This window comes from Agrobacterium sp. B1(2019) (assembly GCF_008274755.1).
In the GTDB taxonomy this organism is placed as follows: Bacteria; Pseudomonadota; Alphaproteobacteria; order Rhizobiales; family Rhizobiaceae; genus Agrobacterium; species Agrobacterium salinitolerans.
Map to the genome: position 1 here is coordinate 852,412 of NZ_VTPB01000001.1, position 24,159 is coordinate 876,570.

Annotated in this window: 27 protein-coding genes; 22 read left to right on the forward strand and 5 right to left on the reverse strand. The window is 59.3% G+C overall.

The genetic code is table 11. From position 1 onward, the window contains the following. The first annotated feature begins 9 nt into the window (after nt 1-9). From rpsH to rplQ, 13 genes are all read left to right on the forward strand, one after another. Complete coding sequence (rpsH, locus tag AGR1_RS04200; RefSeq protein WP_004442588.1) at nt 10-408, forward strand: 30S ribosomal protein S8; 399 nt, start codon at nt 10-12, stop codon at nt 406-408. A gap of 43 nt (nt 409-451) precedes the next feature. Then, the gene (gene rplF, locus AGR1_RS04205; protein ID WP_003495204.1) at nt 452-985 is read left to right on the forward strand and encodes a 50S ribosomal protein L6; all 534 of its coding nucleotides are present in this window, start codon (nt 452-454) and stop codon (nt 983-985) included. Nucleotides 986-997: 12 nt separating this feature from the next. Continuing rightward, nucleotides 998-1,360, forward strand: a complete 363-nt coding sequence (gene rplR, locus AGR1_RS04210) for a 50S ribosomal protein L18 (protein ID WP_003516127.1) — start codon at nt 998-1,000, stop codon at nt 1,358-1,360. Between the two features lie 119 nt (nt 1,361-1,479). Further along, complete coding sequence (gene rpsE / locus AGR1_RS04215) at nt 1,480-2,049, forward strand: 30S ribosomal protein S5 (RefSeq protein ID WP_003495208.1); 570 nt, start codon at nt 1,480-1,482, stop codon at nt 2,047-2,049. An 11-nt stretch (nt 2,050-2,060) separates the two neighbouring features. Further along, nucleotides 2,061-2,267 (forward strand): 50S ribosomal protein L30, encoded by a 207-nt coding sequence (rpmD, locus tag AGR1_RS04220; protein WP_003495212.1) that lies wholly within the window; start codon nt 2,061-2,063, stop codon nt 2,265-2,267. Between the two features lie 16 nt (nt 2,268-2,283). After that, entirely contained in the window at nt 2,284-2,763 is a 480-nt protein-coding gene (gene rplO, locus AGR1_RS04225) for a 50S ribosomal protein L15 (protein WP_080790403.1), read from the forward strand. 218 nt (nt 2,764-2,981) lie between these two features. Next, nucleotides 2,982-3,149: a hypothetical protein gene (locus AGR1_RS29480; protein WP_165691255.1), complete on the forward strand. Its 168-nt coding sequence runs from the start codon at nt 2,982-2,984 to the stop codon at nt 3,147-3,149. After that, nucleotides 3,094-4,434 (forward strand): preprotein translocase subunit SecY, encoded by a 1,341-nt coding sequence (secY, locus tag AGR1_RS04230; protein ID WP_080790404.1) that lies wholly within the window; start codon nt 3,094-3,096, stop codon nt 4,432-4,434. The genes AGR1_RS29480 and secY overlap by 56 nt, the downstream gene beginning before the upstream one ends. Further along, the gene (locus tag AGR1_RS04235) at nt 4,431-5,021 is read left to right on the forward strand and encodes an adenylate kinase (protein ID WP_003507790.1); all 591 of its coding nucleotides are present in this window, start codon (nt 4,431-4,433) and stop codon (nt 5,019-5,021) included. Before secY ends, AGR1_RS04235 begins: the two co-directional genes overlap by 4 nt. A gap of 302 nt (nt 5,022-5,323) precedes the next feature. Beyond that, nucleotides 5,324-5,692, forward strand: a complete 369-nt coding sequence (gene rpsM, locus AGR1_RS04240) for a 30S ribosomal protein S13 (protein ID WP_035263425.1) — start codon at nt 5,324-5,326, stop codon at nt 5,690-5,692. A 137-nt stretch (nt 5,693-5,829) separates the two neighbouring features. Continuing rightward, nucleotides 5,830-6,219, forward strand: a complete 390-nt coding sequence (gene rpsK / locus AGR1_RS04245; RefSeq protein ID WP_003495225.1) for a 30S ribosomal protein S11 — start codon at nt 5,830-5,832, stop codon at nt 6,217-6,219. A gap of 195 nt (nt 6,220-6,414) precedes the next feature. After that, on the forward strand, nt 6,415-7,425 hold the full coding sequence (locus tag AGR1_RS04250; RefSeq protein ID WP_003495228.1) for a DNA-directed RNA polymerase subunit alpha: 1,011 nt from the start codon (nt 6,415-6,417) through the stop codon (nt 7,423-7,425). A gap of 120 nt (nt 7,426-7,545) precedes the next feature. After that, nucleotides 7,546-7,971: a 50S ribosomal protein L17 gene (rplQ, locus tag AGR1_RS04255; protein ID WP_003495230.1), complete on the forward strand. Its 426-nt coding sequence runs from the start codon at nt 7,546-7,548 to the stop codon at nt 7,969-7,971. A gap of 308 nt (nt 7,972-8,279) precedes the next feature. On the opposite strand, the gene msrQ is transcribed toward rplQ, so the two are convergent. Together msrQ and msrP are read right to left on the reverse strand one after the other, a co-directional pair. Continuing rightward, on the reverse strand, nt 8,280-8,933 hold the full coding sequence (msrQ, locus tag AGR1_RS04265; RefSeq protein ID WP_149146277.1) for a protein-methionine-sulfoxide reductase heme-binding subunit MsrQ: 654 nt from the start codon (nt 8,931-8,933) through the stop codon (nt 8,280-8,282). Between the two features lie 2 nt (nt 8,934-8,935). Further along, nucleotides 8,936-9,877: a protein-methionine-sulfoxide reductase catalytic subunit MsrP gene (msrP, locus tag AGR1_RS04270; RefSeq protein ID WP_080790408.1), complete on the reverse strand. Its 942-nt coding sequence runs from the start codon at nt 9,875-9,877 to the stop codon at nt 8,936-8,938. Between the two features lie 313 nt (nt 9,878-10,190). On the opposite strand from msrP, the gene ilvD reads away from it, so the two are divergent. Then, a complete protein-coding gene (gene ilvD / locus AGR1_RS04275) occupies nt 10,191-12,026 on the forward strand; it encodes a dihydroxy-acid dehydratase (protein WP_149146278.1) in 1,836 nt (611 codons plus the stop codon). 61 nt (nt 12,027-12,087) lie between these two features. On the opposite strand, the gene AGR1_RS04280 is transcribed toward ilvD, so the two are convergent. Beyond that, nucleotides 12,088-12,570, reverse strand: a complete 483-nt coding sequence (locus tag AGR1_RS04280) for a GNAT family N-acetyltransferase (RefSeq protein ID WP_149146279.1) — start codon at nt 12,568-12,570, stop codon at nt 12,088-12,090. Nucleotides 12,571-12,799: 229 nt separating this feature from the next. On the opposite strand from AGR1_RS04280, the gene AGR1_RS04285 reads away from it, so the two are divergent. Further along, nucleotides 12,800-13,801, forward strand: a complete 1,002-nt coding sequence (locus AGR1_RS04285; RefSeq protein WP_149146280.1) for a serine hydrolase — start codon at nt 12,800-12,802, stop codon at nt 13,799-13,801. Nucleotides 13,802-13,813: 12 nt separating this feature from the next. Here AGR1_RS04285 and AGR1_RS04290 read toward each other — a convergent pair whose 3' ends face one another. Next, on the reverse strand, nt 13,814-14,164 hold the full coding sequence (locus tag AGR1_RS04290) for a hypothetical protein (RefSeq protein WP_149146281.1): 351 nt from the start codon (nt 14,162-14,164) through the stop codon (nt 13,814-13,816). Between the two features lie 174 nt (nt 14,165-14,338). Here AGR1_RS04290 and AGR1_RS04295 point away from each other — a divergent pair, with 174 nt between their 5' ends. Then, nucleotides 14,339-15,745, forward strand: coding sequence for a DegQ family serine endoprotease (locus tag AGR1_RS04295; protein WP_080790413.1), 1,407 nt, complete (start codon nt 14,339-14,341; stop codon nt 15,743-15,745). Then, complete coding sequence (locus tag AGR1_RS04300; RefSeq protein WP_149146282.1) at nt 15,742-17,058, forward strand: replication-associated recombination protein A; 1,317 nt, start codon at nt 15,742-15,744, stop codon at nt 17,056-17,058. The genes AGR1_RS04295 and AGR1_RS04300 overlap by 4 nt, the downstream gene beginning before the upstream one ends. Before the next feature lie 113 nt (nt 17,059-17,171). Here AGR1_RS04300 and AGR1_RS04305 read toward each other — a convergent pair whose 3' ends face one another. Next, on the reverse strand, nt 17,172-17,486 hold the full coding sequence (locus AGR1_RS04305) for a DUF1883 domain-containing protein (RefSeq protein WP_149146283.1): 315 nt from the start codon (nt 17,484-17,486) through the stop codon (nt 17,172-17,174). Nucleotides 17,487-17,726: 240 nt separating this feature from the next. On the opposite strand from AGR1_RS04305, the gene AGR1_RS04310 reads away from it, so the two are divergent. The 5 genes from AGR1_RS04310 (at nt 17,727) to AGR1_RS04335 (ending at nt 24,108) form a co-directional block, all read left to right on the forward strand. Continuing rightward, nucleotides 17,727-19,541 (forward strand): methyl-accepting chemotaxis protein, encoded by a 1,815-nt coding sequence (locus AGR1_RS04310; RefSeq protein ID WP_149146284.1) that lies wholly within the window; start codon nt 17,727-17,729, stop codon nt 19,539-19,541. A 177-nt stretch (nt 19,542-19,718) separates the two neighbouring features. After that, on the forward strand, nt 19,719-21,002 hold the full coding sequence (locus AGR1_RS04315) for an extensin family protein (RefSeq protein ID WP_149146285.1): 1,284 nt from the start codon (nt 19,719-19,721) through the stop codon (nt 21,000-21,002). Nucleotides 21,003-21,496: 494 nt separating this feature from the next. Beyond that, a complete protein-coding gene (locus tag AGR1_RS04325; protein WP_149146286.1) occupies nt 21,497-22,318 on the forward strand; it encodes a sulfite exporter TauE/SafE family protein in 822 nt (273 codons plus the stop codon). Between the two features lie 105 nt (nt 22,319-22,423). After that, the gene (locus AGR1_RS04330) at nt 22,424-23,350 is read left to right on the forward strand and encodes an ABC transporter ATP-binding protein (RefSeq protein WP_080792828.1); all 927 of its coding nucleotides are present in this window, start codon (nt 22,424-22,426) and stop codon (nt 23,348-23,350) included. Next, entirely contained in the window at nt 23,347-24,108 is a 762-nt protein-coding gene (locus tag AGR1_RS04335; protein WP_080790418.1) for an ABC transporter permease, read from the forward strand. Before AGR1_RS04330 ends, AGR1_RS04335 begins: the two co-directional genes overlap by 4 nt. The last annotated feature ends 51 nt before the right edge of the window (nt 24,109-24,159 follow it).

Below are 24,159 nucleotides of genomic sequence, written 5' to 3' on the forward strand. Positions count from 1 at the left end.
GACGGGCACATGACCATGACTGATCCTTTGGGTGATATGCTCACCCGCATCCGCAATGGTGCTGCTCGCCGTAAGTCTTCGGTAAGCACGCCTGCTTCCAGCCTGCGCGCACGCGTTCTCGACGTGCTGCAGTCTGAAGGCTACATTCGCGGTTATTCCAAGGTCGATTTTGAAAACGGCAAGTCCGAGTTCACCATCGAGCTGAAGTACTACGAAGGTGCGTCGGTGATCCGTGAGATCGGCCGCGTTTCCAAGCCGGGCCGCCGGGTTTATGTCTCGGTAAAGTCCATTCCGCAGGTCGCGAACGGCCTCGGCATCACCATCCTTTCGACCCCGAAGGGCGTGATGGCCGATCACCAGGCTCGCGAACAGAACGTTGGTGGCGAGGTTCTTTGCTCGGTCTTCTAAGACCCGAGCAAGGATCTCCATAACGAACAGACAGGATTGAATAATGTCTCGTATCGGTAAAAAGCCCGTTCCGGTTCCCGCAGGTGTGACGGCCAATGTCGACGGCCAGAAGGTTACTGCTAAGGGCCCGAAGGGTGAACTGTTTTTCGTCGCTAACGACGACATTCAGCTGAAGCTCGAAGATAACGGCGTTTCCGTAACGCCGGCTAACGGCACCAAGGAAGCTCGTTCGAAGTGGGGCATGTCCCGCACGATGATCGAGAACATCTTCAAGGGTGTTAAGGACGGCTATGAGCGCAAGCTCGAAATCAACGGCGTTGGTTACCGTGCCGCCATGCAGGGCAAGAACCTGCAGCTGGCTCTCGGTTTCAGCCATGACGTTGTTTACGAGCCGCCGGTCGGCATCACCATTGCCGTTCCGAAGCCGACGGAAATCATCGTTTCCGGCATCAACAAGCAGCAGGTTGGCCAGGTAGCCGCGGAAATCCGTGAATACCGCGGTCCGGAGCCCTACAAGGGCAAGGGCGTGAAGTACGCTGAAGAGCGTATTGTCCGCAAAGAAGGCAAGAAGAAGTAAGGATCACGCGAAATGGCTAGCAGGAAAGAAGCACTTGCACGTCGCGCGAGCCGTGTGCGCCGCCAGATCAAGGCGGTTGCCAACGGCCGTCCGCGCCTGTCGGTTCATCGCTCGTCGAAGAACATCTATGCCCAGATCATCGATGACGTTGCTGGCAAGACGCTTGCGTCTGCCTCCACGCTCGAAGCTGATCTGCGCGGTTCGCTCAAGACCGGCGCCGACGTTGCAGCAGCGGCTGTTGTCGGCAAGCTGGTTGCCGAGCGTGGCGTCAAGGCTGGCGTCAAGGATGTCGTATTCGACCGTGGCGCGTTCATCTATCACGGCCGTATCAAGGCCGTGGCTGAAGCTGCCCGCGAAGGCGGTCTGAACTTCTGATTTTTTTCCGCCCGGGCATCGATCCGGGCGGAATTTCACCGGACCATGCGGATCTCTTCATCGAGGCCGCTGGTCTTTTCGTTTGCCGTTCCACCCGTAAAAGAAAAAGGACAAGGACAATGGCACAGGAAAAAAGAGGTTCTCGCGACGACCGCCAGAACCGTGAAGAGCGCGATAGCGAATTCGTCGACAAGCTGGTCGCGATCAACCGCGTTGCAAAGGTTGTTAAGGGTGGCCGTCGCTTCGGTTTCGCCGCTCTCGTCGTCGTTGGCGACCAGAAGGGCCGCGTGGGCTTCGGTCACGGCAAGGCTCGTGAAGTTCCGGAAGCGATCCGCAAGGCAACGGAAAGCGCAAAGCGCGATCTGATTTTCGTTCCGCTGCGCGATGGCCGCACGCTGCATCACGACGTCAATGGCCGTCACGGCGCAGGCAAGGTTCTGCTGCGTTCGGCCAAGGCCGGTACCGGTATCATCGCCGGTGGTCCGATGCGCGCTGTTTTCGAAACGCTCGGTGTTCACGACGTTGTTGCGAAGTCGACCGGTTCGTCGAACCCGTACAACATGGTTCGCGCTACGTTTGACGCTCTGAAGCATCAGGTTCATCCGAAGGACATCGCTGCACAGCGCGGTCTGAAGTATGCGACCCTTCAGGCTCGCCGTGCCGCTTCCGGCAACGCTTCTGAAGAATAAGGAGCTGGATCATGGCCAAGAAGACTACTGAAGCCAAGAAGACTGTTACGGTCGAACAGATCGGCAGCCCTATTCGCCGCCCGGCAATCCAGCGTCAGACGCTGGTGGGTCTGGGTCTCAACAAGATGCATCGTCAGCGCACCCTGGAAGACACTCCTGCGGTTCGCGGCATGATCCGTGCGGTCCAGCATCTCGTTCGCGTCGTTGACGAGAAGTGAGACGGAGTAACCTATCATGAAACTCAATGAAATCAGAGACAACGAAGGCGCCTCCAAGGATCGTATCCGCGTAGGTCGCGGTATCGGTTCCGGCAAGGGCAAGACCGGTGGTCGCGGTGTGAAGGGTCAGAAGGCTCGTTCGGGCGTCGCCATCAACGGCTTTGAAGGCGGTCAGATGCCAATCTACCGTCGTCTGCCGAAGCGCGGTTTCAACAACATCTTCGCTTCCGAATTTGTTGTCGTATCGCTCGGCCGCATTCAGACCGCCATCGACGCCAAGAAGCTTGACGCTTCCGCAACGATCGATGCCGCTGCTCTCAAGGCTGCTGGCGTTATCCGCCGCGCCAAGGACGGCGTACGCATTCTCGCCGACGGCGAGCTGAAGGCAAAGGTCGCTTTCGAAGTTGCCGGCGCTTCCAAGCCTGCGATCGAAAAGATCGAAAAGGCTGGCGGCTCGATCAAGCTTCTCGCTGTTGCAGCGGAAGCCGCCGAGTAATATATAAACTTCAGACGCCCGGTGCGCATGTCGCTCCGGGCGTTTGCACTCCCTGGCCACTGTTGCTTTCGATCTAAATCGATTTATAGAGCATCAGGGCAATCTCTTCGCGGTGTGCTTTCTTGGCCCCGCTTGCGGCAGAAAGTGCCGCAGGGAGAGCCTCACAGTTCTTGAACTTCCGTAGGGGAGGGGATAGGACATAAAAAACAGGGTGAGGCATGATGGCGGCCAAGAGCTGCATTCGTCCGAAGCCCGGTTTTGACCAGTATCTTTTAGACCTTTCCGCATTGGCCGGTGTTGCTGGCTGGCAAGGGTCATTCGGAGAAATTTATGGCTTCAGCAGCGGAACAACTGGCTTCGAACCTGAATTTTTCGACCTTCGCTAAGGCGGAGGATCTGAAAAAGCGTCTCTGGTTTACTCTTGCCGCACTTCTCGTCTACCGTCTCGGCACCCATATTCCGCTTCCGGGCCTGAACCCCGAAGCCTATGCGCAGGCCTTCCGTGGCCAGGCCAACGGTATTCTCGGTCTTTTCAACATGTTTGCGGGTGGCGCAGTCGAGCGTATGGCGATTTTCGCCCTCGGCATCATGCCTTACATCTCCGCTTCGATCATCGTGCAGCTCATGACCTCGGTCGTGCCGTCGCTCGAAGCGTTGAAGAAGGAAGGCGAAGCCGGCCGCAAGATCATCAACCAGTACACACGCTACGGCACGGTTCTGCTCGGCACGCTGCAGGCCTATGGCATTGCGGTCGGCCTTGAAAGCGGCAATGGCCTGGTGGTCGATCCGGGCATGTTCTTCCGCATTTCCACCGTCATCACGCTGCTCGGCGGCACGATGTTCCTCATGTGGCTCGGCGAACAGATCACCTCACGCGGTATCGGTAACGGTATTTCGCTGATCATCTTCGCGGGCATCGCCGCAGGTCTGCCCAAGGCTCTCGCCGGCACGCTGGAACTTGGCCGCACCGGCGCGCTGTCGACCCCTCTCATTCTGATGGTCGTCATCATTGCCATCGGCGTCATCGCGCTTATCGTCTTCGTGGAGCGCGCGCAGCGCCGCCTGTTGATCCAATATCCGAAGCGTCAGGTCGGCAACCGGATGTTCCAGGGCGATACCTCGCATTTGCCGCTGAAGCTCAACACCGCCGGCGTCATTCCCGCGATTTTCGCATCGTCGCTGCTGCTTTTGCCGGCAACGGCTGCGGGTTTTGCCGGAAACACCAACCTGCCGGGCTGGGCGACCGCGATCATTGCGTCGCTGCAGCACGGACAACCGTTGTTCATGGCGCTCTACGGCCTGCTGATCGCGTTCTTCGCGTTTTTCTATACGGCGATCGTCTTCAATCCGAAGGACACCGCAGATAACCTCAAGAAGCATGGTGGCTTCATTCCGGGCATCCGTCCGGGCGAGCGCACCGCGGAGTACATCGATTACGTCCTGACCCGCATCACGGTGGTCGGCGCGATTTATCTGGTCTTCGTCTGTATCCTTCCTGAGACACTTATCGCACGGACGGGCATTCCATTAGCCCTTGGTGGTACTTCGCTTTTGATCGTCGTCAGTGTAACTCTGGATACGGTTGCGCAGATTCAGGGTCACCTGATTGCCCAGCAATATGAAGGCCTGATCAAGAAGTCGAAGTTGCGTGGAGGAAAGAGGGGACGATGAGACTGATATTTTTGGGTCCGCCGGGTGCGGGCAAGGGAACCCAGGCCAAGCGGCTGACTGACAAGTACGGGATCCCGCAGCTTTCCACCGGTGACATGCTGCGCGCTGCGGTCAGCGCGGGCACCGAAATCGGTAAGCGCGCCAAGGCCGTCATGGACGCCGGCGGGCTGGTATCCGACGATATCGTCAATCAGATCGTTTCCGAACGTATCGAAGCTCCTGACTGTGCCAAGGGTTTCATTCTCGACGGTTATCCGCGCACCGTTCCGCAGGCCAAGGCGCTTGCTGACAATATGCGCAAGAAGAACCTGGTTCTCGACGCCGTCATCGAACTCAAGGTGGACGAGGAGGCTTTGATTCGCCGAATCGAAAACCGCGTCGCTGAGACCATTGCGGCTGGCGGCACAGTTCGTTCGGATGACAATCCGGAAGCTTTCCGCAAGCGTCTGACGGAATATCGCGAGAAGACCGCGCCGCTATCTGCCTATTACAGCGAGCAGGGCGAGCTTGTGACGCTGGATGGCATGGCTGATGTCGATGCTGTCACTGAGGCCATCGAGCGCGTTCTCGAGAAAGCCTCTGCCTGATTGAGGGAATGCATGGGTGAGAACCGTTGCGTTCTTACCCATCTTCCATTTCCGAAAGGCGGCTGATCCTTTGGATCGTAAAAGAATCTTGGCGGAGCCGGTTGCTTTTTTGCGCTGATTCCGTTAAACACCGCGCCAACTCGCGACATCCCAAGCGACTGGCGCGGATTTCCCTTAGGGAAGGGAGATCCGGGTTCGGTCGTTTTGACTTGTCACGGACACCAATTTGAACTGGCGGTCTTTCGGCCGCTCAAATGGAATCACCACTTGCCGGATGGCAACTGGAACCAAGGAGAAGAGACGTGGCACGTATCGCTGGCGTCAACATCCCGACTGCGAAGCGCGTTGTTATTGCGCTGACCTACATTCACGGGATCGGTCCGAAATTCGCGCAGGAAATCATGGACAAGGTCGGCCTTCCGGCTGAAAAGCGCGTTCATCAGCTGACGGATGCTGAAGTTCTTCAGATCCGTGAAGCCATCGACCGCGACTACCAGGTCGAAGGCGACCTGCGTCGTGAGACCTCGATGAACATCAAGCGTCTGATGGACCTCGGTTGCTACCGCGGCCTGCGTCACCGTCGTGGCCTTCCGGTCCGCGGTCAGCGCACGCACACCAACGCCCGCACCCGCAAGGGTCCGGCGAAGGCTATCGCTGGTAAGAAGAAGTAATTTTCCGGTTCTCCGGAAAGGGGAGGCTGGTGCAGTCCGCGCCAGCCTTTCTGAGTTTGGCGTGAGGCTCCGGAAGGGCTGATCGCCGGTGTAGCCGCTGGTGTTACGGCGGTGAAGAGATCAATGAAAGGTATAAAATGGCCAAGGAAGCCGCACGCGTCCGTCGTCGCGAACGCAAAAATATCACGTCTGGCGTCGCGCACGTCAACTCGACCTTCAACAACACGATGATCACCATCACCGACGCACAGGGCAATGCTATCGCCTGGTCGTCTGCCGGTGCCAAGGGCTTCAAGGGTTCGCGTAAGTCGACCCCGTTCGCTGCCCAGATCGCTGCTGAAGATTGCGCGAAGAAGGCTCAGGAACACGGCATGAAGTCGCTTGAAGTTGAAGTTTGCGGTCCGGGTTCCGGCCGTGAATCGGCACTTCGCGCTCTGCAGGCTGCCGGTTTCATGATCACTTCCATTCGCGACGTGACGCCGATCCCGCACAACGGTTGCCGTCCGCGCAAGAAGCGCCGCGTCTGACGCGACCGTGGTTCGGAAATTCCGCCTTTCCTCAGGTCTGGCGGAATTTTCGTGTATCTGGCGTGTGCGCGTCGATTTCGATCGACGGACTTGCGCTCAAGAACCCACCGATGAACCGCTGAATTAGGTTCCTCTCGGTGTTTTCATGCTCGGTCCGTCACGATTGGATGGTGGCGGCGAACGGAAGGTTTAAAGATGATTCAGAAGAACTGGCAGGAACTTATCAAGCCGAACAAGGTCGAGTTCACCTCGTCCAGCCGCACCAAGGCAACGCTGGTTGCCGAGCCGCTGGAGCGTGGTTTCGGTCTTACCCTCGGCAACGCGCTGCGTCGCGTTCTGTTGTCTTCTCTGCGTGGCGCCGCTGTGACGGCCGTGCAGATCGACGGTGTCCTGCACGAATTCTCCTCCATCCCCGGCGTTCGGGAAGATGTGACGGATATCGTGCTCAACATCAAGGAAATCGCCATCAAGATGGACGGCGATGATTCCAAGCGCATGGTCGTGCGCAAGCAGGGTCCGGGCGCCGTGACCGCTGGTGACATCCAGACGGTTGGCGACATCGAGATCCTGAACCCCGACCACGTGATCTGCACGCTGGACGATGGCGCTGAAATCCGCATGGAATTCACCGTCAACAACGGCAAGGGTTACGTACCGGCTGAGCGCAACCGCGCGGAAGATGCCCCGATTGGCCTCATTCCGGTGGACAGCCTCTATTCTCCGGTCAAGAAAGTGTCCTACAAGGTGGAAAACACCCGTGAAGGCCAGGTTCTCGACTATGACAAGCTGATCATGACGATCGAGACCAACGGTTCGGTTTCCGGCGAAGACGCCGTAGCCTTCGCCGCTCGCATTCTTCAGGACCAGCTCGGCGTCTTCGTCAACTTCGACGAGCCGCAGAAGGAAGCAGAAGAAGAATCGGTTACCGAACTCGCGTTCAACCCGGCGCTTCTCAAGAAGGTCGACGAGCTCGAACTGTCCGTTCGTTCGGCAAACTGCCTGAAGAACGACAACATCGTTTACATCGGCGACCTGATCCAGAAGACCGAGGCCGAAATGCTTCGCACGCCGAACTTCGGTCGCAAGTCGCTGAACGAAATCAAGGAAGTTCTCGCTTCCATGGGTCTGCACCTCGGCATGGAAGTGCCGGCATGGCCGCCAGAGAACATCGAAGATCTCGCAAAGCGTTACGAAGACCAGTACTAACAATCAAAAAGGCAGACCCTTTAAAGACTGCCTTTCCCCGTCAAACAGCAGATAAGTCATCTGCATGTGCCAGGAAACGGCAGGCCTTAGAGAAGGAACCTGCGTAGAAGGAGAATAGCAATGCGCCACGGTAATTCAGGCCGCAAGCTCAATAGAACCGCCAGCCACCGCAAGGCAATGTTTGCCAACATGGCTGCTTCGCTCATCACCCATGAGCAGATCGTCACCACCCTTCCGAAAGCGAAGGAAATCCGTCCGATCGTCGAGCGTCTCGTGACGCTGGGCAAGCGCGGCGACCTGCACGCTCGTCGTCAGGCGATCTCGCAGATCAAGGATCAGGACGCCGTTCGCAAGCTGTTCGACGCGATCGCTTCGCGTTACGCAACCCGCAATGGCGGCTACCTGCGTATCATGAAGGCCGGCTTCCGCCAGGGCGACAATGCCGCTCTCGCCGTCGTTGAATTCGTCGAGCGCGACGTTGACGCCAAGGGCGCAGCCGACAAGGCTCGTGTTGCCGCTGAAGCTGCTGCTGCCGAAGCTGCATAATATCTGACGCCTTTCCGGCGTCATGAGTTAAAAAGCCGGGCGAGAGATCGCCCGGCTTTTTTGCGTTTTGCGGTTTTTTTGCATTGAGGGCGGTGCGTGCGGCTGACTCCCCTCTGTCCTGCCGGGCATCTCCCCCTCAAGGGGGGAGATCGATACGCCGCAAAGTCTCTAGTATCTCAACCGTCACGGATGAACTGGGGGTAGAGCGTCTTGCCGATCTCCCCCCTTGAGGGGGAGATGCCCGGCAGGGCAGAGGGGGGGCAGGCCCCACGCAACTCCATTCGCCATGAGCGGCCTTAAATTTTGGACTATTGATGCACGGGCCTGCCAGCGGCCTTCCTGCTGCGTTTCCGAGCCATGATCGTCGGCCGCGCCAGCCGATACCCCAACAGCACCACCATCGTCGTGATATAAAACACCGGCTCCAGCGTGATCGATTTTCGCGCCAGCACGAAATGCAGCACGCCGACGATGAGGACGAGATAAACGAGCTTGTGCAGCGTGTTCCAGCGGCTGCCCAGCTTGCGGATCGACCAGCGGTTGGAAGTGAGCGCCAGCGGCGTGAGCATCACCAGCCCGGCCATGCCCAGCATGATATAGGGCCGCTTCAGGATATCACCGGCGATGGAGCTGAGGATCAACCCACGATCCAGAACCAGATAGACCGTGAAATGCGCCAGAACGTAATAAAAGGCGGTAAGGCCCAGCGCCCGGCGATAGGCGATGAGGTTGATGTTGAACAGATCGCGCAGCGGCGTCACCAGCAGTCCGAGGCACAGGAACCGCAGCGCCCAGATGCCGAGCAGGTGCTCGAATTCCTTGACCGGATTGAAGCCGAGGCCGCCGGTTGCGGCGAGATAGAAATACCAGACGCCGGGACAGAGGCCGGCGATATACAGCGCCCAGATGGCTGCCGGCCGGTAACGTTTCGGCAGCGAGGGAAGAGGCAGCGCTAAGGCCATGGTCAGTAATTCGCTTTCAGGTCCATGCCGGCATAGAGGCTTGCCACCTCGTCGTAACCGTTGAACATCAGGGTCGGGCGGTTCTGTGTGCCGAAAAAGCCGCCTTCGCCGATACGCTGTTCTGTCGCCTGGCTCCAGCGCGGGTGGTCCACATTTGGGTTGACGTTGGAGTAGAAGCCATATTCGCGGGCGTTGGAATTTTTCCACGTCGTTTCCGGCTGTTTCTCGACAAGCGAAATACGCACGATGGATTTGATGCCCTTGAAGCCGTATTTCCACGGTACGACGAGGCGGATCGGTGCGCCATTCTGGTTCGGCAGGGTCTCTCCATAAAGGCCGACGGCGAGAATGGTGAGCGGGTGGCGGGCTTCATCGAGGCGAAGCCCTTCGACATAGGGCCAGGAGAGGGGCTGGAAGAGGCCGCTTTGCCCAGGCATTTCGTCTGGCCGTACCACGGTTTCGAAAGCGACATATTTCGCGCTGCCAAGCGGCTCCACCTTGTCGAGAAGGGTGGCGAGCGGGAAGCCGATCCACGGAATGACCATCGACCAGCCCTCGACACAGCGCATGCGGTAAGTGCGCTCTTCGAGAGGATATTTCATCAGGTCTTCGATGCCGAATTCCTGCGGTTTGGAGACGAGGCCATCAACCTTCACCGTCCAGGGGGTGGGCTTGAACTTGCCGGAATTTTCCTTCGGGTCGGATTTTCCGACGCCGAATTCGTAGAAATTATTATAGCTGGTGACGGCGTCGAGTGGGGTGAGCTTCTCATCCAGCTTGTAGCCGCCGGGTTTTGCGGAAAGCGGCGCGGCAACAGCCTCGCGCCCGGCCAGCCCGATTGCCGCCAGCCCCGCCGCCGTGCCGAGGAATCCACGTCTGGACAGGTAAATATTCTTCGGCGTGATTTCATTTGCCGAGATGAGGGGCGGACGATAGGCGGGCATTGGAACCTCCACAAAAGCCGGGTGCATCGGCGATAAATCGACTATGATAGCCAATACGGCCGCTGCACAGTTATGTTTCAGCGATCTGCGGAAAAACAACGGTGGAGCGGCGGAAATCGCGCATTTGTGATGAAAGGCGCGGCCCGATAGCACGCTGAAGAAAAAGCGTACCGTACCGAACCGTACTGTTTTGCCGCAAGGTGACAGTGACAGGGCTCGCGGTTTGCGCTAGAAAAACCGCAAATTAGGACAGAGGCCGTTTTGACCGCGCTGCGGAAGACGCGTCTTTGCCCAAGAGATCGAGGAAAACACCATGCCAGCCTATCGCTCCAGAACGACAACCCACGGCCGCAACATGGCGGGCGCACGCGGCCTTTGGCGCGCCACCGGTATGAAGGACAGCGATTTCGGCAAGCCGATCATTGCTGTCGTCAATTCCTTCACGCAGTTCGTGCCGGGCCATGTGCATCTGAAGGATCTCGGCCAGCTCGTCGCCCGCGAAATCGAGGCGGCGGGCGGTGTCGCCAAGGAATTCAACACCATCGCGGTCGATGACGGCATCGCCATGGGCCATGACGGCATGCTCTATTCGCTGCCCTCGCGCGAGATCATCGCTGACTCGGTGGAGTATATGGTCAATGCCCATTGCGCCGATGCGATGGTGTGCATTTCCAACTGCGACAAGATCACCCCCGGCATGCTGAATGCGGCGATGCGCCTCAACATCCCCGCCGTCTTCGTGTCCGGCGGCCCGATGGAAGCGGGCAAGGTCGTTCTGCACGGCAAGACAGTGGCGCTCGATCTGGTCGACGCCATGGTGGCTGCCGCCGACGACAAGATTTCCGATGAGGACGTCAAGGTCATCGAACGTTCCGCCTGCCCGACCTGCGGTTCCTGCTCCGGCATGTTCACCGCCAACTCGATGAACTGTCTGACCGAGGCGCTGGGCTTGTCCCTGCCAGGCAACGGTTCGACGCTCGCCACCCATTCGGATCGCAAGCGCCTGTTCGTCGAGGCCGGTCACCTGATCGTCGATCTGGCGCGCCGTTACTACGAACAGGAGGACGAAACCGTCCTGCCGCGCACCATCGCCAACAAGGCGGCGTTTGAGAACGCCATGTCGCTGGATATCGCCATGGGCGGCTCCACCAATACGGTTCTGCATATTCTGGCGGCCGCCCATGAAGGCGGCGTCGATTTCGGCATGGAAGACATCGACCGTCTTTCCCGCAAGGTTCCGTGCCTTTCCAAGGTCGCGCCCGCCAAGCAGGACGTGCACATGGAAGACGTTCACCGCGCCGGCGGCATCATGCGTATTCTCGGTGAGCTGGAGCGCGGCGGTCTCATCAACCGTGATACCTATACGGTTCACGAAGCGACGCTGGGCGATGCCATCGACCGCTGGGACATTACCCGCACCAACAGCGAGACGGTGCGCGAATTCTTCAAGGCAGCGCCCGGCGGCGTGCCGACGCAGGTTGCCTTCAGCCAGTCCTCCCGCTGGGACGATCTGGATACGGACAGCGACAATGGCGTCATCCGCTCGGTCGAAAAGCCTTTCTCCAAGGATGGCGGTCTCGCCGTGCTCTACGGCAACATCGCGCTCGACGGCTGCATCGTAAAGACGGCGGGCGTTGACGAATCCATCCTGAAATTCACCGGTCCGGCGGTCGTTTACGAAAGCCAGGATGCGGCGGTGAAGGGCATTCTCGGCAACGAGGTCAGGGCGGGCGACGTCGTCGTCATCCGTTATGAAGGCCCGAAGGGCGGGCCGGGCATGCAGGAAATGCTCTATCCGACCAGCTATCTGAAATCCAAGGGCCTCGGCAAAGCCTGCGCGCTGATCACCGACGGTCGCTTCTCTGGTGGCACGTCAGGCCTCTCCATCGGTCACGCCTCGCCGGAAGCGGCGCAGGGCGGCGCCATCGGCCTCGTGCGTCAGGGTGACATGATCGAGATCGACATTCCGAACCGCACGATCAACCTGAAGGTTTCCGACGCGGAACTGGCCTCGCGCCGGGCCGAGCAGGAAGAAAAGGGCTGGAAGCCGGAAGCACCCCGCAAGCGCAATGTCACGACGGCGCTGAAGGCCTATGCGGCCTTTGCGGCGAGTGCGGACAAGGGTGCCGTGCGGATTCTGCCGGAGTAATTTCCGGTTCTGCGAGATGATAAAAAGCCGCCGTTGATAAGCGGCGGCTTTTTTGTGCCTATCACTCTTTATCGAGCCGATAAGGTCGAAGCGGCACGATTTTTCCCCTTTGCCGGCAAAAGGCATTTGCACGGCCGGTCGCAACAAAGCCCAGCTTGTCCATCAGACGGTGCGACGCCCTGTTGTCGAACAGCGGATTGGCATGCAGGGTTCCAATGCCCATATGCTGAAAGGCATAATCGATGACGAGGCGTCCGGCTTCTTCTCCGTAGCCGTTTCCCCAGACACGGCGATCAAGCCAAAGGCCGAATTCGCCTGAAAGGCCGATGAGACCGACCAGCTTGCCATCATCCACCGCCCATACCGGTAGCCGACGCTCAGCAATGCGCCAGATGAGACGCCGTGCATCGTCGGCTTCGAAAGGGTAGGCCGTGCGCAGCAGATTGCGAAAAATTCGCGGGTCGTTCGTTAACCGGGCGAGTGGCGAGGCGTCCGTCATTTTAAAAGGCCGCAGGACAAGGCGTGATGATTTCAGTTGCGGCATCGTTTCCGTTTTTTTGCATTTGCGGCAGGGCAATAGTCCTCAAGATCAGAAACTGATTCAAGCGCTTTGCATCTTGATTCCGGAATGCAGGCCAACGCCCTGTTTTCATAGAGATTTCGCGATGCCATCGAATTGAGGTTTGGAAATCCGGTGCTTGAAATCAGGTCACATTGGAGTGATTGGCGGCGTTTCCTCTTTTCATCGCCGTACGGCTTCCTAGCTCAGTGACATGAAAAGACGAACAGCACTCGCCCTTATCGCTTCCCTGCCTTTCGCCCCGCTTGCCCGCGGGCAAAGCACCGGCAATGGCATTCGTTTCGATCCGTTGCTGCGGGAGGCGGATGCGCTTTCCAGTCTCAAGGCGGTCATTGTCAGCATCGATGGCGAAGAGGTCGCGAGCCGAGCCTATCACGGCGCCGGTTTGAACGGCTCCACCAATATCAAGTCGGCGTCGAAATCGATCATCTCGGCGCTGGTCGGTATGGCCATCGATCGCAAGATTCTCGAAGGCGCTGACCAGCCGATTGCGACCGTTCTGCGCGGCGATTTTCCGCCAAATCCCGATCCCCGGCTGGAACGGATCACCGTCGGCAACCTGCTGTCGATGCAATCCGGGCTGGAGCGCATGTCCGGCCCCAATTACGGTCGCTGGGTCGCCAGCCGCAACTGGGTGCGGATGGCGCTGGGTTCGGGTTTTGCCGGGGAACCGGGCGGCGGCATGCTTTATTCCACCGGCTCCACCCATCTGCTCTCGGCGGTATTGACCAAGGCATCCGGGCGCTCGACGCTTGCCTTGGCGCGGGATTGGTTCCGCCCGCTTGAGGGTTTTGCGATCGGCGGCTGGGAGCGTGATCCGCAAGGCATCTACCTCGGCGGCAATCAGATGGCGATGACGGCGCGCTCTCTTCTTGCTTTCGGCGAGCTTTACCGACGCGGCGGAGTAACCCCGGGCGGGGAGCGATTGATTTCCCAAACGTGGATCGACCAGTCGTGGCAACAGCGCACCAACTCCGTCTTTAACGGCGATGGTTACGGCTATTGCTGGTTCATCAAGGAGATGGGCGGAGAAAAGGTGTATTACGCCTGGGGTTATGGCGGGCAGATGCTCTACATTGTCCCATCCAGAAGGCTCTCCGTGGTCATGACCTCGCGCGAGGATGCGCCATCGGCCAGAACCGGATACCGGGACCAATTGCACGGGATGATGGCAGACATCATCCGTGCAGTCTGATCATCGCTGATATCACAGAGGCCGGTTGATGCTCTGGAAAGCCTCACCGAGCTTTTTCATCCGCTCATCATAGGCGCTCGTTAAACACGCCACGTCCGCTGCGCATTCCTGGCGTTTCTTCAGCCACTGGCTCTGCTCGTCGCGCAGCGTGTCGCGTGCGCCCATGGCCATCAGCTGGGTGAGGATGTCGAAGGTGGTGGCCATCTTCACATCCTGATCGTTCAGCATGCGGTTGTCGCAGATCGCCTTTTCATCCGCGGCCAGATCGGGCTTGGTGCAATCGAAGCTTGCCGCGCTGACCGGCGAAACGAGAGAGGAGGCGAGGAGAATGCCACAGGCGAGGAAGGTGGGTTTCAAATGCATGGATCGTCTCTTTTAAAGGACAGTCAGGTGCCGGTGAAACCGAAAAGGGGCGCTGTTGGTTCCAATGTCGCCCGCCGATCCCTGCCTGGAAAAGGACGGCCATCATCTTGCCGCTCTTTGCTTTACAGGCTTTGGCGTTATAACTCCATCATACTGATGACGATGAGGAATCACATGCGAAGCGTGTTGAAGTATCTGTCCACCGGCTTTCTCGCCGCGCTCATTCTCCTGCCCGTGGGTGCTGCGGCGCAGGATAACAGGACCGTGCCGTCGAGCCACACGGAAATGCAGCTTTCTTTCGCGCCGCTGGTCAAGCGCACCGCAGGCGCGGTGGTGAATGTTTATGCCGAACGCGTCGTGCAACGGCGTCTGTCGCCGTTTGCTGGTGATCCTTTCTTCGAACAGTTCTTCGGCCAGCAGATGCCGAACCGTACGGAAAAGCAGTCGTCGCTCGGCTCCGGCGTCATTGTGACTGCCGGCGGCCTCGTGGTGACCAACAATCACGTCATCGACGGCGCCGATGACATCAAGGTGGCGCTGGCGGATGGGCGTGAATTTTCGTCAAAAGTTCTGCTCAAGGATGACCGCGTAGATCTCGCCGTTCTGCAGATCGATGCGAAGGAACAGTTCCCGGTGCTGTCGCTCGGAAATTCCGACAAGATCGAGGTCGGTGATCTGGTGCTCGCCATCGGCAATCCCTTCGGTGTCGGCCAGACGGTGACGAGCGGCATCGTTTCCGGCCTTGCGCGCAACCAGGTGACGCAGGGCGATTTCGGTTTCTTCATTCAGACCGACGCCTCCATCAACCCCGGCAACTCCGGCGGTGCGCTGATGAATATGGCGGGTGAGCTGATTGGCATCAACACGGCCATCTTCTCCAAGGGCGGCGGCTCGAACGGCATCGGTTTCGCCATTCCCGCCAATCTTGTCCGGGTTTTCGTCGCTGCCGCCGAGCGTGGCGATGCAAGCTTCCAGCGGCCCTACATCGGCGCAACCTTCGATCCGGTGACATCGGATGTCGCCGAGGCGCTTGGTTTGCATCGCGCCCGTGGCGCGCTGGTCGTCAGCGTCATCAAGGGTGGGCCGGCGGAAAAGGCAGGCATCGAGCCTGGACAGGTGGTTACCGCCGTCAACGGCTTCGAGGTGGAGCATCCGGATGCGCTGGGTTATCGCCTGACGACCGCCGGCATCGGCAAATCCGCCGAATTGACTGTCATGGACAAGGGGAAAGAGAAGAAGGTGACCATCGCGCTCGATACCGCGCCGGAAACCGCACCGCGCGATGAACGGCTGATTGAGGGGCGCAATCCCTTCGCCGGCGCGACTGTCGCCAATCTTTCACCAAAGCTTGCCGATGAATTGCGTATGCCGTCGCAGGTGACCGGTGTTGTCATTACCGATGTGAAGCGCGGTTCCCCGGCCTATCGTGTCGGTTTCCAGCCGAAAGACGTGATCCTGTCGCTGAACGGCGCGGATGTCGGCTCCACCGCGGCGGTGGAAAAGGCCCTGGACGACAATCCCGGCTTCTGGCGTGTGGAAATCCTGCGTGACGGGCAGCGTATCCGGCAGTTCCTGCGATGAGCGACGATCTCTTCGCCCCGCAAGTACCCGCAGAGGTCGCCAACCGGCGGCCTCTTGCCGATCGTCTGCGTCCAAAGACGCTGGCGGAGGTGAGCGGGCAGCCGCATCTGACGGGCGAGGAGGGCGTGCTGCGCCGCATGATCGATAGCGGCTCACTGGGGTCGATGATCTTCTGGGGGCCGCCCGGCACCGGCAAGACCACGGTTGCCCGGTTGCTTTCCGGCGAGGCGGGGCTGGCTTTCGAGCAAATCTCGGCGATCTTTTCCGGCGTGGCCGATCTCAAGAAGGTTTTCGAGGCGGCGCGCACACGGCGGATGAATGGCCGGCAGACGCTGCTTTTCGTCGACGAAATCCATCGCTTCAACCGCGCCCAGCAGGACAGCTTCCTGCCGGTGATGGAAGACGGCACCATTATTCTGGTGGGCGCCACTACCGAAAACCCGTCCTTCGAACTCAATGCCGCTCTGTTGTCGCGGGCGCGCGTGTTGACATTCCGCTCGCATGACGAGGAGAGCCTGAGCGAACTTCTGAAGCGCGCCGAGGAGGCGGAGGGCAAGCCCCTGCCGCTGACGGAAGAGGCGCGGGCCAGCCTGATCCGCATGGCCGATGGCGATGGCCGCGCCGTGCTGACCCTTGCCGAGGAAGTCTGGCGTGCGGCGCGAAAGGACGAAACCTTCGATACCGAAGGGCTGACTCGCATCGTGCAGCGCCGCGCGCCCGTTTACGACAAGAGCCAGGACGGCCATTACAATCTCATCTCCGCGCTGCATAAGTCGGTGCGCGGTTCGGACCCGGACGCGGCACTTTATTATCTCGCCCGCATGTTCGATGCTGGCGAGGACCCGCTTTATCTCGGGCGGCGGCTGGTCCGTATGGCCGTTGAGGATATCGGCCTTGCCGATCCGCAGGCTTTGACCGTCTGCAACGCCGCCAAGGACGCCTATGACTATCTCGGCTCACCCGAGGGTGAGCTGGCGCTGGCGCAGGCTTGCGTCTATCTCGCGACCGCGCCGAAATCGAACGCCGTTTATACCGCCTTCAAGTCGGCGATGCGGGCGGCCAAGGAAAACGGCTCGCTGGTGCCGCCGAAACATATTCTGAACGCGCCGACCAAGCTCATGAAGGGTGAGGGATATGGCGACGGTTATCGTTATGACCATGATGAGCCGGATGCTTTTTCAGGGCAGGATTACTTCCCGGAGAAGATGGGGCGCACGACCTTTTACGATCCACCGGATCGAGGCTTCGAAAGGGAAATCCGCAAGCGCCTCGACTGGTGGGCAAAGCTGCGTCGCGAGCGCGCGACGCGCTAGGGTTTTACGCGGTTGCGCCGAAAACCGTATCGCGGTCGATCTTAATAAAAAGATTCAGGCTGCTGGCAAAAAGAGTCGCGAAACCGCGACAACTCGCTGTTTTTTAAGGAAGATCAGGACGCCTTGCGATGTGGCGCCGCCTGGGGCTGCGCGGGCAGCATCTTGACCGAGGATTCCGCCAGGCTGCTATGGCCTTCGGCATCGATCACCAGATGCCAGTGCAATGTCTCGGGAACGGCAATGCGGATCGGCGATTTTTTCGCGACGCCGCCGAGATATTTGAAATCGAGCAGCTCGGTGAAACGCTGAAAATTCGCGCCCGTCATCAGCCGAACGTTGTTGACGGCGGACAGGGATATTTCAAGGATGGTGCCTGCCCGCAATTCCTTCAGGTCATAATGCGTATAGCGAAAATTCGGCCGGGCCATCGCGACCTCCCTTGTGAAGTAATTCAGGTCAAAGAAGATAGGGCGGCACGGTTAACGGTGTCTTTAAATGCCGCCGTCCGGTTTGAAAATTCACGGTTGCTGTGCCTGTCCGGCATGATGGCGCCAAGGATTATGAGACTATAAGAATAATACCGACGTATAATGTGTGTATTTAATAATAATAAAGTTTTCGCCTTTAACATCACTGGTCGAAGTGCATCAGCGACGTTGAGGGGGAACATGAAAAACGTAACAATATCTACGCGCCTTTATGCGCTCGTCGCATTGTTTCTGGCAATACTGGCCACGGCCCTGACATTCAGCCTGTTTGAAAGCTACCACGAAATGGAGCGCGAACGGAAAGCCGGGCTTGCGGCAATGAACGAAACCGCTGTTGCCATTCTCGATCAATATTACCGGCTGGAGCAGGGCGGAAGCCTGACGCGGGAGGCGGCGCAACAGCAGGCCAAGACGACCATTGCAGCGATGCGCTATGGCAATGGCAGCGGCTATTTCTGGATCAACGACATGCATCCCAAAATGGTGATGCATCCGATCAAGCCCGAAATGAACGGCACAGACCTTACCGCCAACAAGGACCCGAACGGCAAGGCGCTGTTTGTCGAGTTCGTGAACACGGTCAAGGCGGGCGGCAAGGGCTTTGTCGATTATTACTGGCCGAAGCCCGGCGCGCCGGAACCGGTCGAGAAATTTTCCCACGTCGCCGGTTTCGCTCCCTGGGGCTGGATTGTCGGCACCGGTGTTTATGTTGACGATCTTGAAGCGGTGTTCTGGCGCGACCTTTATTTTAATGGCGGTCTTTGTGTCGTGGCCGGTCTTCTGGTTGTCGGCGTGGCCGCAGCCGTCGTGCGCAGCGTGACGCGGCCGATCGATCTTATCCGCCAGAGCATGCGGCGGATTGCCGACGGTGACGGCGCGGCAGATATACAGTTCGCCGACCGTCGCAATGAAATCGGCGCGATTGCCAAGACGCTGCTGGTACTGCGCGACAGCGTCAATGAGCGCAGTGCGCTGCAGGCCCGCGAGGCCGACCAGCAGCGGGCGCTGGAGCAGGAGCGGCACGGTAACGAGATGGTTCTGCGCTCCGCTTCCGAGCGACAGGCCCATGCCATGGAGCGCCTGGGCAACGCGCTTGAGGCGCTTGCCAATGGCGACCTGACCGTTTCGCTGACAGATATCGGCGCGGATTATGAAAAGCTGCGCGTGGACTTCAACCGTGCTGTCGGCGCCTTGCATGGCGCGATCGAGGCGATCGCCAGAACCGGGCATGTGGTCAATGACAGCGCCTCCGACATTAGCGGTGCGACCGGCAATCTTTCCCGCCGGACCGAACAGCAGGCGGCGGCGCTGGAGGAGACAGCGGCTGCCCTGGACGAGATCACCGCCACGGTGCGCACCGCTTCCGAGCGTGCCAACGAGGCCCGGCAGATGGTGCAGGACACGAAAACCAGCGCTGGCCGCTCGGGTGAGATCGTGCGCAATGCCGTCGACGCCATGGGCCGCATCGAGGATTCGTCGAAGCGCATCGGCCAGATCATCTCGGTCATCGACGAAATCGCCTTCCAGACCAATCTTCTGGCGCTGAATGCCGGTGTGGAGGCGGCGCGTGCGGGCGAGGCCGGGCGTGGTTTTGCCGTGGTGGCGCAGGAGGTTCGCGAACTGGCGCAACGTTCCGCCAATGCGGCCAAGGAAATCAAGGCCCTCATCAACCGTTCGGCCGAAGAAGTCGGCGGCGGTGTTGCACTCGTGCGCTCGACGGGCGATGCGCTGGAGGAGATCGTGGCGCTGGTCAATCGTGTCGACGGCCATGTGAACTCCATCGCCACGGCGGCGCGCGAGCAGGCAACCGGCTTGCAGGAGATCAACACCTCCGTCAACCACATGGACCAGATGACACAGCAGAATGCCGCCATGGTGGAAGAAACGACGGCCGCCAGCCAGACGCTCGCCGAGGAAAGCCGCCAGCTGCGCTCGCTGCTTTCGCGTTTCGAACTTGGACATGGCGCGGGGCGGGAGGTTTCGCGGGCCGCGTAATGTCAGGCATCTAGATCTGATTGAAAGGCGCGGTTCTGGCCGCGCCTTTTTGTTTTGAGCCTTCAGAACCAGCCATTCGTTATTTCCGGCGACCAATAAGGTTTCGTTTACCTCATTTCTTTAAAATTTATCCTGTATTGCCGCGAATTGCGGCCGCTGAAGGTACAGGGTTCTCGTATGGCGTATGTTTCCCTTCCGCGTCGTCTTGTGACGTTGCTGATGATTTCCACGGTCATGGTGTCGTGTTCGGTGGAGGGCCTTGTGCCACCGGCGGAGGTGGACGGCACCACGCGCGTCAGCGCCATCCGTTCCTCGCGGCAGCAAGGTTACAGCGCGCCGGCTCGTGCGGTGTATCAGGCAGAGCAGGCCGGGCAGGGCGTCGATTATCCAGCGGCCGTTTCTCAGCCGATGCCGGAGCCTTACGCCTCGCAGGATCCCCTGCTGCAATCGCCACAGGGCGGGCAGGGTTATTCGACACTCGATTCCCAGCATCAGGCGCGCATGGCGGCCAGCGGCCATAACAACATGCAGGCGCAGACCATGCAGAACCAGACCATGCCCGCACAGCAGATGGCCAGCAACCAGATCGCCGAAGGCGAAGGCGGCGTGAACATGGATTCCATGCTCGGCGTTGAGCCGGTTCGCGGACTTGCCGAAGAACAGGATGCGGATATCGCCGAAGACGCTTCGGCGCAGCCGGTGGTGGACGGAATCGGCACGGATAATCCCGTGGCCGTCTCTCCGGCCCGCCAGCCGCAACGGGCCAGCCAATCGCGGCTCATTCCGCCGCCGCCGCTCGGCGCCTCCTCCCGTCGTCAGCCGGTGGAAGAGGTGGCCATGGTGATGCCGAACGATCCGATGGCGGGCGGCGGGCTGCAAAGCAACCGCTCGATGCCGCCCGGCGTCATGCCACCTTCCGAAGTTGCCTGCCGCTCCGAACTTCGCCGTCTCGGCGTCGCTTTCCGGGACGTCGCGCGCATTGCCGACGGTCCGACCTGCGGTATCGATTATCCGATCGAACTCAGCGGTCTCGCCAGCGGCGTCGCCATCCGCCCGGCCGTGAAGCTCAATTGCCAGGTCACGCTTGCCTTCGCAAAATGGGTGAAGTTCGAGCTCGTGCCGTCCTCGCGCTTCCGTTACCTCTCCGGTGTCGGCCGCATCACGCCGATGGGCGGTTATTCCTGCCGCAAGATGAATTCGCGCTCCAGCAATCCCTGGTCCGAACATGCACGCGGCAACGCCATCGATATCGGCACCATCACGCTGAAGAACGGCAAGGAGATCGACGTTCGCAGCAAGAGCTTCTTCGCCTTCCGCGAAAAAGCGCTGCTGAAGGCGGTAAGGTCCGATAGCTGCAAATATTTCTCCACCGTTCTCGGACCGGGCAGCGATCCCAATCACTGGAACCATTTCCACTTCGACCTGCGCACGCGTAAGTCAGGTTACAGGCATTGCGATTAGGTCGCGCCGGTGGAGGTTAATGGTTGAGTTTGAAAGCATCTCCTCGGTCATGCTCAGCCTGTCCCGAGTATCTGCAACGTCGCTATTGGCGATATGTTGGCAGGTCCCCCGCACAAGGCCGAGGATGACGTCGAATACGGAGTGCTGCTTGTCATCTGATTGCCGCCGATGACATAGGCGGCGGATTTTTGGGTCAGGCCGGAATGACGAAGGTTGAGGATGCTTCTCTGCCCGCTAGCTCGATAATCGCCTGTCACACCCAAAAAAAGACCGGCCCGAAGGCCGGTTGAAAAAGACAGCCTTATCGGGGGGATATCGGCGTCTTTGCAAGGGCATGCAATGGGAAAACAATCCCATGGAGTGGTCCATCCGGCGCGGATAGCGGCAAAAGACATCGCACCGTACTGACCTGCGGCCAACGTGGCTTGCCGCACCTTTCAGATACGCTATTAGGGTCACATGTTTGTGACAACGGCCTTCGGGAGCCTGCCTTTATGCCCCCTGTTTCAGAGCTGATGGTCTTTGCTGCGGCGCTTGCGGCAGCGGGCGTGGTCGCCGGTCTTCTGGCGGGGCTATTCGGCATTGGTGGCGGCGCGGTGCTGGTGCCCGTCTTCTACCAGGTCTTTGGGCTGCTGGATGTGCCGGAGGCGGTGCGCATGCATCTGTCGCTTGGGACGTCGCTTGCCATCATCGTGCCCACTTCCATTCGTTCGTTCCTGACGCATCGTCAGAAAGGCGCGGTCGATATCGATCTGCTGAAGGGCTGGATTGTCGCCGTGCCGCTCGGCGCCATCCTCGCATCCGTTGTTGCAGCCCATGCCTCGAGCGTCGCGCTGCGGCTGATCTTCGCTTTCATCGCGCTGGCGCTCGCCTTCCGGATGATCTTCAATCGGGCAAGCTGGCATCTCGGTTCCGACCTGCCGCAAAACCCGGGCCGTTTTCTTGTTGGCACCGGTATCGGGCTCTTTTCCGGCCTGATGGGCGTGGGCGGCGGGGTGATGAACAACACCTTCATGACGCTTTACGGACGCACGATCCATCAGGCGGTCGCTACCTCTTCTGGGGTCGGCGTGTTGATTTCGCTGCCGGGGCTTCTGGGTTACATCTGGGCCGGCTGGGGCGATGCGGGCCTGCCGCCGTTTTCCACCGGTTTCATCAACTGGATCGCCGTGGTGCTGCTGATCCCCATCACGCTTGTCGTTGCGCCCTATGGCGCTAGGCTCGCCCATGCGCTCAGCAAAAAGCAGCTGGAGCGGGCCTTCGGGGTGTTTCTGGTTTTCGTCGCCGCGCAGTTTTTCTATAGCATCTATAGCTGATTTTCCGTCCCTGCCGAACGCAGTGTTCGGTCCGCTGGGGTGGCATTTGCAACCTCTGCGGTCTATATGGCGTTCATCTTACTCGGTTTTTCGAAAGAATTCGCCATGAATGCCATTGTTTCGATACGGAATCTGACAAAATCCTACGCAAACGGCTTTCAGGCGCTCAAAGGTGTCAGCCTCGATATCAGGGAGGGGGAAATCCTCGCTCTTCTCGGTCCGAACGGTGCTGGCAAGACGACATTGATCTCGATTGTCTGCGGCCTCGTCAATCCGGGTGAAGGTTCGGTGCTCGTCGGCGGGCACGATGTGGTGAAGGATTTTCGCCAGACCCGCGCCCTGATCGGACTTGTGCCGCAGGAGTTGACGACCGACCAGTTCGAGACGGTGTGGAACACCGTCAGCTTCTCGCGCGGCCTGCACGGGCAGAAGAAGAACCCGGAGCTGATCGAGCGTATCCTGAAATCCCTGTCGCTCTGGAACAAGAAGGACAATATGCTGCGGGAGCTTTCCGGCGGCATGAAACGGCGCGTGCTGATCGCCAAGGCGCTGGCGCATGAGCCGAAGGTTCTGTTCCTTGACGAGCCGACGGCCGGTGTGGATGTGGCGCTGCGCCGCGACATGTGGAATGTGGTTTCCGAGCTGCGCGCCAAAGGCGTCACCATCATCCTCACGACGCATTACATCGAAGAAGCGGAAGAAATCGCCGACCGGGTGGGCGTCATCAATGGCGGCGAATTGCTGCTGGTGGAAGAAAAGACGGCGCTGATGAAAAAACTCGGCCGCAAGCAGCTTTTCCTGGAGCTCGCCCAGCCCGTGGAGCAATTGCCTGACAGTCTTGCGCCATTCGGTCTGACGCTTTCCGATGACCGCTCCACCATCACCTATGAAATCGAGGATAATGGCGAGCAGGTCCGCATTGCGGATGTTCTGAACGCCCTTTTTGCCGCCAACATCCATTTCAGGGATATTTCCACGCGGCAGAGTTCGCTTGAAGATATCTTCGTTTCGCTGGTGGGAGGCCAGAAATGAATTTCGAAGCCATCAAGGCCATCTATCTGTTCGAAATGGCGCGCACGCGTCGCACCCTGCTGCAGAGCGTGGTCTCGCCCGTCATTTCCACCTCCCTTTATTTCATCGTCTTTGGAACCGCGATCGGTTCGCGGATTCAGGAGGTTGGCGGAGTTTCCTATGGCGCCTTCATAACGCCCGGTCTCATCATGCTGACGCTGCTGACGCAATGTATCGGCAACGGCTCCTTCGGTATCTATTTCCCGAAATTCACCGGTACGGTCTATGAGATATTGTCCGCGCCCGTATCAATGACGGAAATTGTCGCCGGCTATGTCGGGGCGGCGGCGACCAAGGGCCTGATGATCGGGACGATCATTCTGATAACAGCCACCTTCTTCGTGGATATCACGATTGCTCATCCGTTCATGATGGTGCTGTTCTTTGTGCTGACGGCTGTCAGTTTCAGCCTGTTCGGCTTCATCATCGGCATATGGGCAACGAATTTCGAGCAGCTGAACCTTATCCCGATGCTGGTGGTGCCGCCTTTGACTTTCCTTGGCGGCAGCTTCTATTCCATCGACATGCTGCCGCCCTTCTGGCAGACGGTTAGCCATTTCAATCCCGTGCTTTATCTCATCAGCGGTTTCCGCTGGAGTTTTTACGAGATCGCCGACGTCAATCCCGCCATCAGCCTTGCGATGATCACGCTGTTTCTGGCGCTGTGCCTCGGTGTTGTCAGCTGGATGTTCAAGACGGGGTACCGGTTGCGGAACTGATCGGAAAAGCTTTTTTTAAAATTTAACGCCCGGTTTGCGCCGGGCGTTTTC

What these genes read in the sequence shown, in the direction of transcription:
- AGR1_RS04305 (WP_149146283.1), bottom strand. Translation starts at nt 17,486, where the DNA reads ATGGCCCGGCCGAATTTTCGCTATACGCATTATGACCTGAAGGAATTG.
- AGR1_RS04335 (WP_080790418.1), top strand. Translation starts at nt 23,347, where the DNA reads ATGAATTTCGAAGCCATCAAGGCCATCTATCTGTTCGAAATGGCGCGC.
- AGR1_RS04315 (WP_149146285.1), top strand. Translation starts at nt 19,719, where the DNA reads ATGGCGTATGTTTCCCTTCCGCGTCGTCTTGTGACGTTGCTGATGATT.
- rpsE (WP_003495208.1), top strand. Translation starts at nt 1,480, where the DNA reads ATGGCACAGGAAAAAAGAGGTTCTCGCGACGACCGCCAGAACCGTGAA.
- AGR1_RS04300 (WP_149146282.1), top strand. Translation starts at nt 15,742, where the DNA reads ATGAGCGACGATCTCTTCGCCCCGCAAGTACCCGCAGAGGTCGCCAAC.
- AGR1_RS04310 (WP_149146284.1), top strand. Translation starts at nt 17,727, where the DNA reads ATGAAAAACGTAACAATATCTACGCGCCTTTATGCGCTCGTCGCATTG.
- AGR1_RS04295 (WP_080790413.1), top strand. Translation starts at nt 14,339, where the DNA reads ATGCGAAGCGTGTTGAAGTATCTGTCCACCGGCTTTCTCGCCGCGCTC.
- AGR1_RS04290 (WP_149146281.1), bottom strand. Translation starts at nt 14,164, where the DNA reads ATGCATTTGAAACCCACCTTCCTCGCCTGTGGCATTCTCCTCGCCTCC.
- AGR1_RS04285 (WP_149146280.1), top strand. Translation starts at nt 12,800, where the DNA reads ATGAAAAGACGAACAGCACTCGCCCTTATCGCTTCCCTGCCTTTCGCC.
- AGR1_RS04325 (WP_149146286.1), top strand. Translation starts at nt 21,497, where the DNA reads ATGCCCCCTGTTTCAGAGCTGATGGTCTTTGCTGCGGCGCTTGCGGCA.
- AGR1_RS04235 (WP_003507790.1), top strand. Translation starts at nt 4,431, where the DNA reads ATGAGACTGATATTTTTGGGTCCGCCGGGTGCGGGCAAGGGAACCCAG.
- rplR (WP_003516127.1), top strand. Translation starts at nt 998, where the DNA reads ATGGCTAGCAGGAAAGAAGCACTTGCACGTCGCGCGAGCCGTGTGCGC.
- AGR1_RS04330 (WP_080792828.1), top strand. Translation starts at nt 22,424, where the DNA reads ATGAATGCCATTGTTTCGATACGGAATCTGACAAAATCCTACGCAAAC.
- rplQ (WP_003495230.1), top strand. Translation starts at nt 7,546, where the DNA reads ATGCGCCACGGTAATTCAGGCCGCAAGCTCAATAGAACCGCCAGCCAC.
- rpmD (WP_003495212.1), top strand. Translation starts at nt 2,061, where the DNA reads ATGGCCAAGAAGACTACTGAAGCCAAGAAGACTGTTACGGTCGAACAG.
- msrP (WP_080790408.1), bottom strand. Translation starts at nt 9,877, where the DNA reads ATGCCCGCCTATCGTCCGCCCCTCATCTCGGCAAATGAAATCACGCCG.
- secY (WP_080790404.1), top strand. Translation starts at nt 3,094, where the DNA reads ATGGCTTCAGCAGCGGAACAACTGGCTTCGAACCTGAATTTTTCGACC.
- AGR1_RS04280 (WP_149146279.1), bottom strand. Translation starts at nt 12,570, where the DNA reads ATGCCGCAACTGAAATCATCACGCCTTGTCCTGCGGCCTTTTAAAATG.
- AGR1_RS04250 (WP_003495228.1), top strand. Translation starts at nt 6,415, where the DNA reads ATGATTCAGAAGAACTGGCAGGAACTTATCAAGCCGAACAAGGTCGAG.
- ilvD (WP_149146278.1), top strand. Translation starts at nt 10,191, where the DNA reads ATGCCAGCCTATCGCTCCAGAACGACAACCCACGGCCGCAACATGGCG.
- rplO (WP_080790403.1), top strand. Translation starts at nt 2,284, where the DNA reads ATGAAACTCAATGAAATCAGAGACAACGAAGGCGCCTCCAAGGATCGT.
- msrQ (WP_149146277.1), bottom strand. Translation starts at nt 8,933, where the DNA reads ATGGCCTTAGCGCTGCCTCTTCCCTCGCTGCCGAAACGTTACCGGCCG.
- AGR1_RS29480 (WP_165691255.1), top strand. Translation starts at nt 2,982, where the DNA reads ATGATGGCGGCCAAGAGCTGCATTCGTCCGAAGCCCGGTTTTGACCAG.
- rpsK (WP_003495225.1), top strand. Translation starts at nt 5,830, where the DNA reads ATGGCCAAGGAAGCCGCACGCGTCCGTCGTCGCGAACGCAAAAATATC.
- rplF (WP_003495204.1), top strand. Translation starts at nt 452, where the DNA reads ATGTCTCGTATCGGTAAAAAGCCCGTTCCGGTTCCCGCAGGTGTGACG.
- rpsH (WP_004442588.1), top strand. Translation starts at nt 10, where the DNA reads ATGACCATGACTGATCCTTTGGGTGATATGCTCACCCGCATCCGCAAT.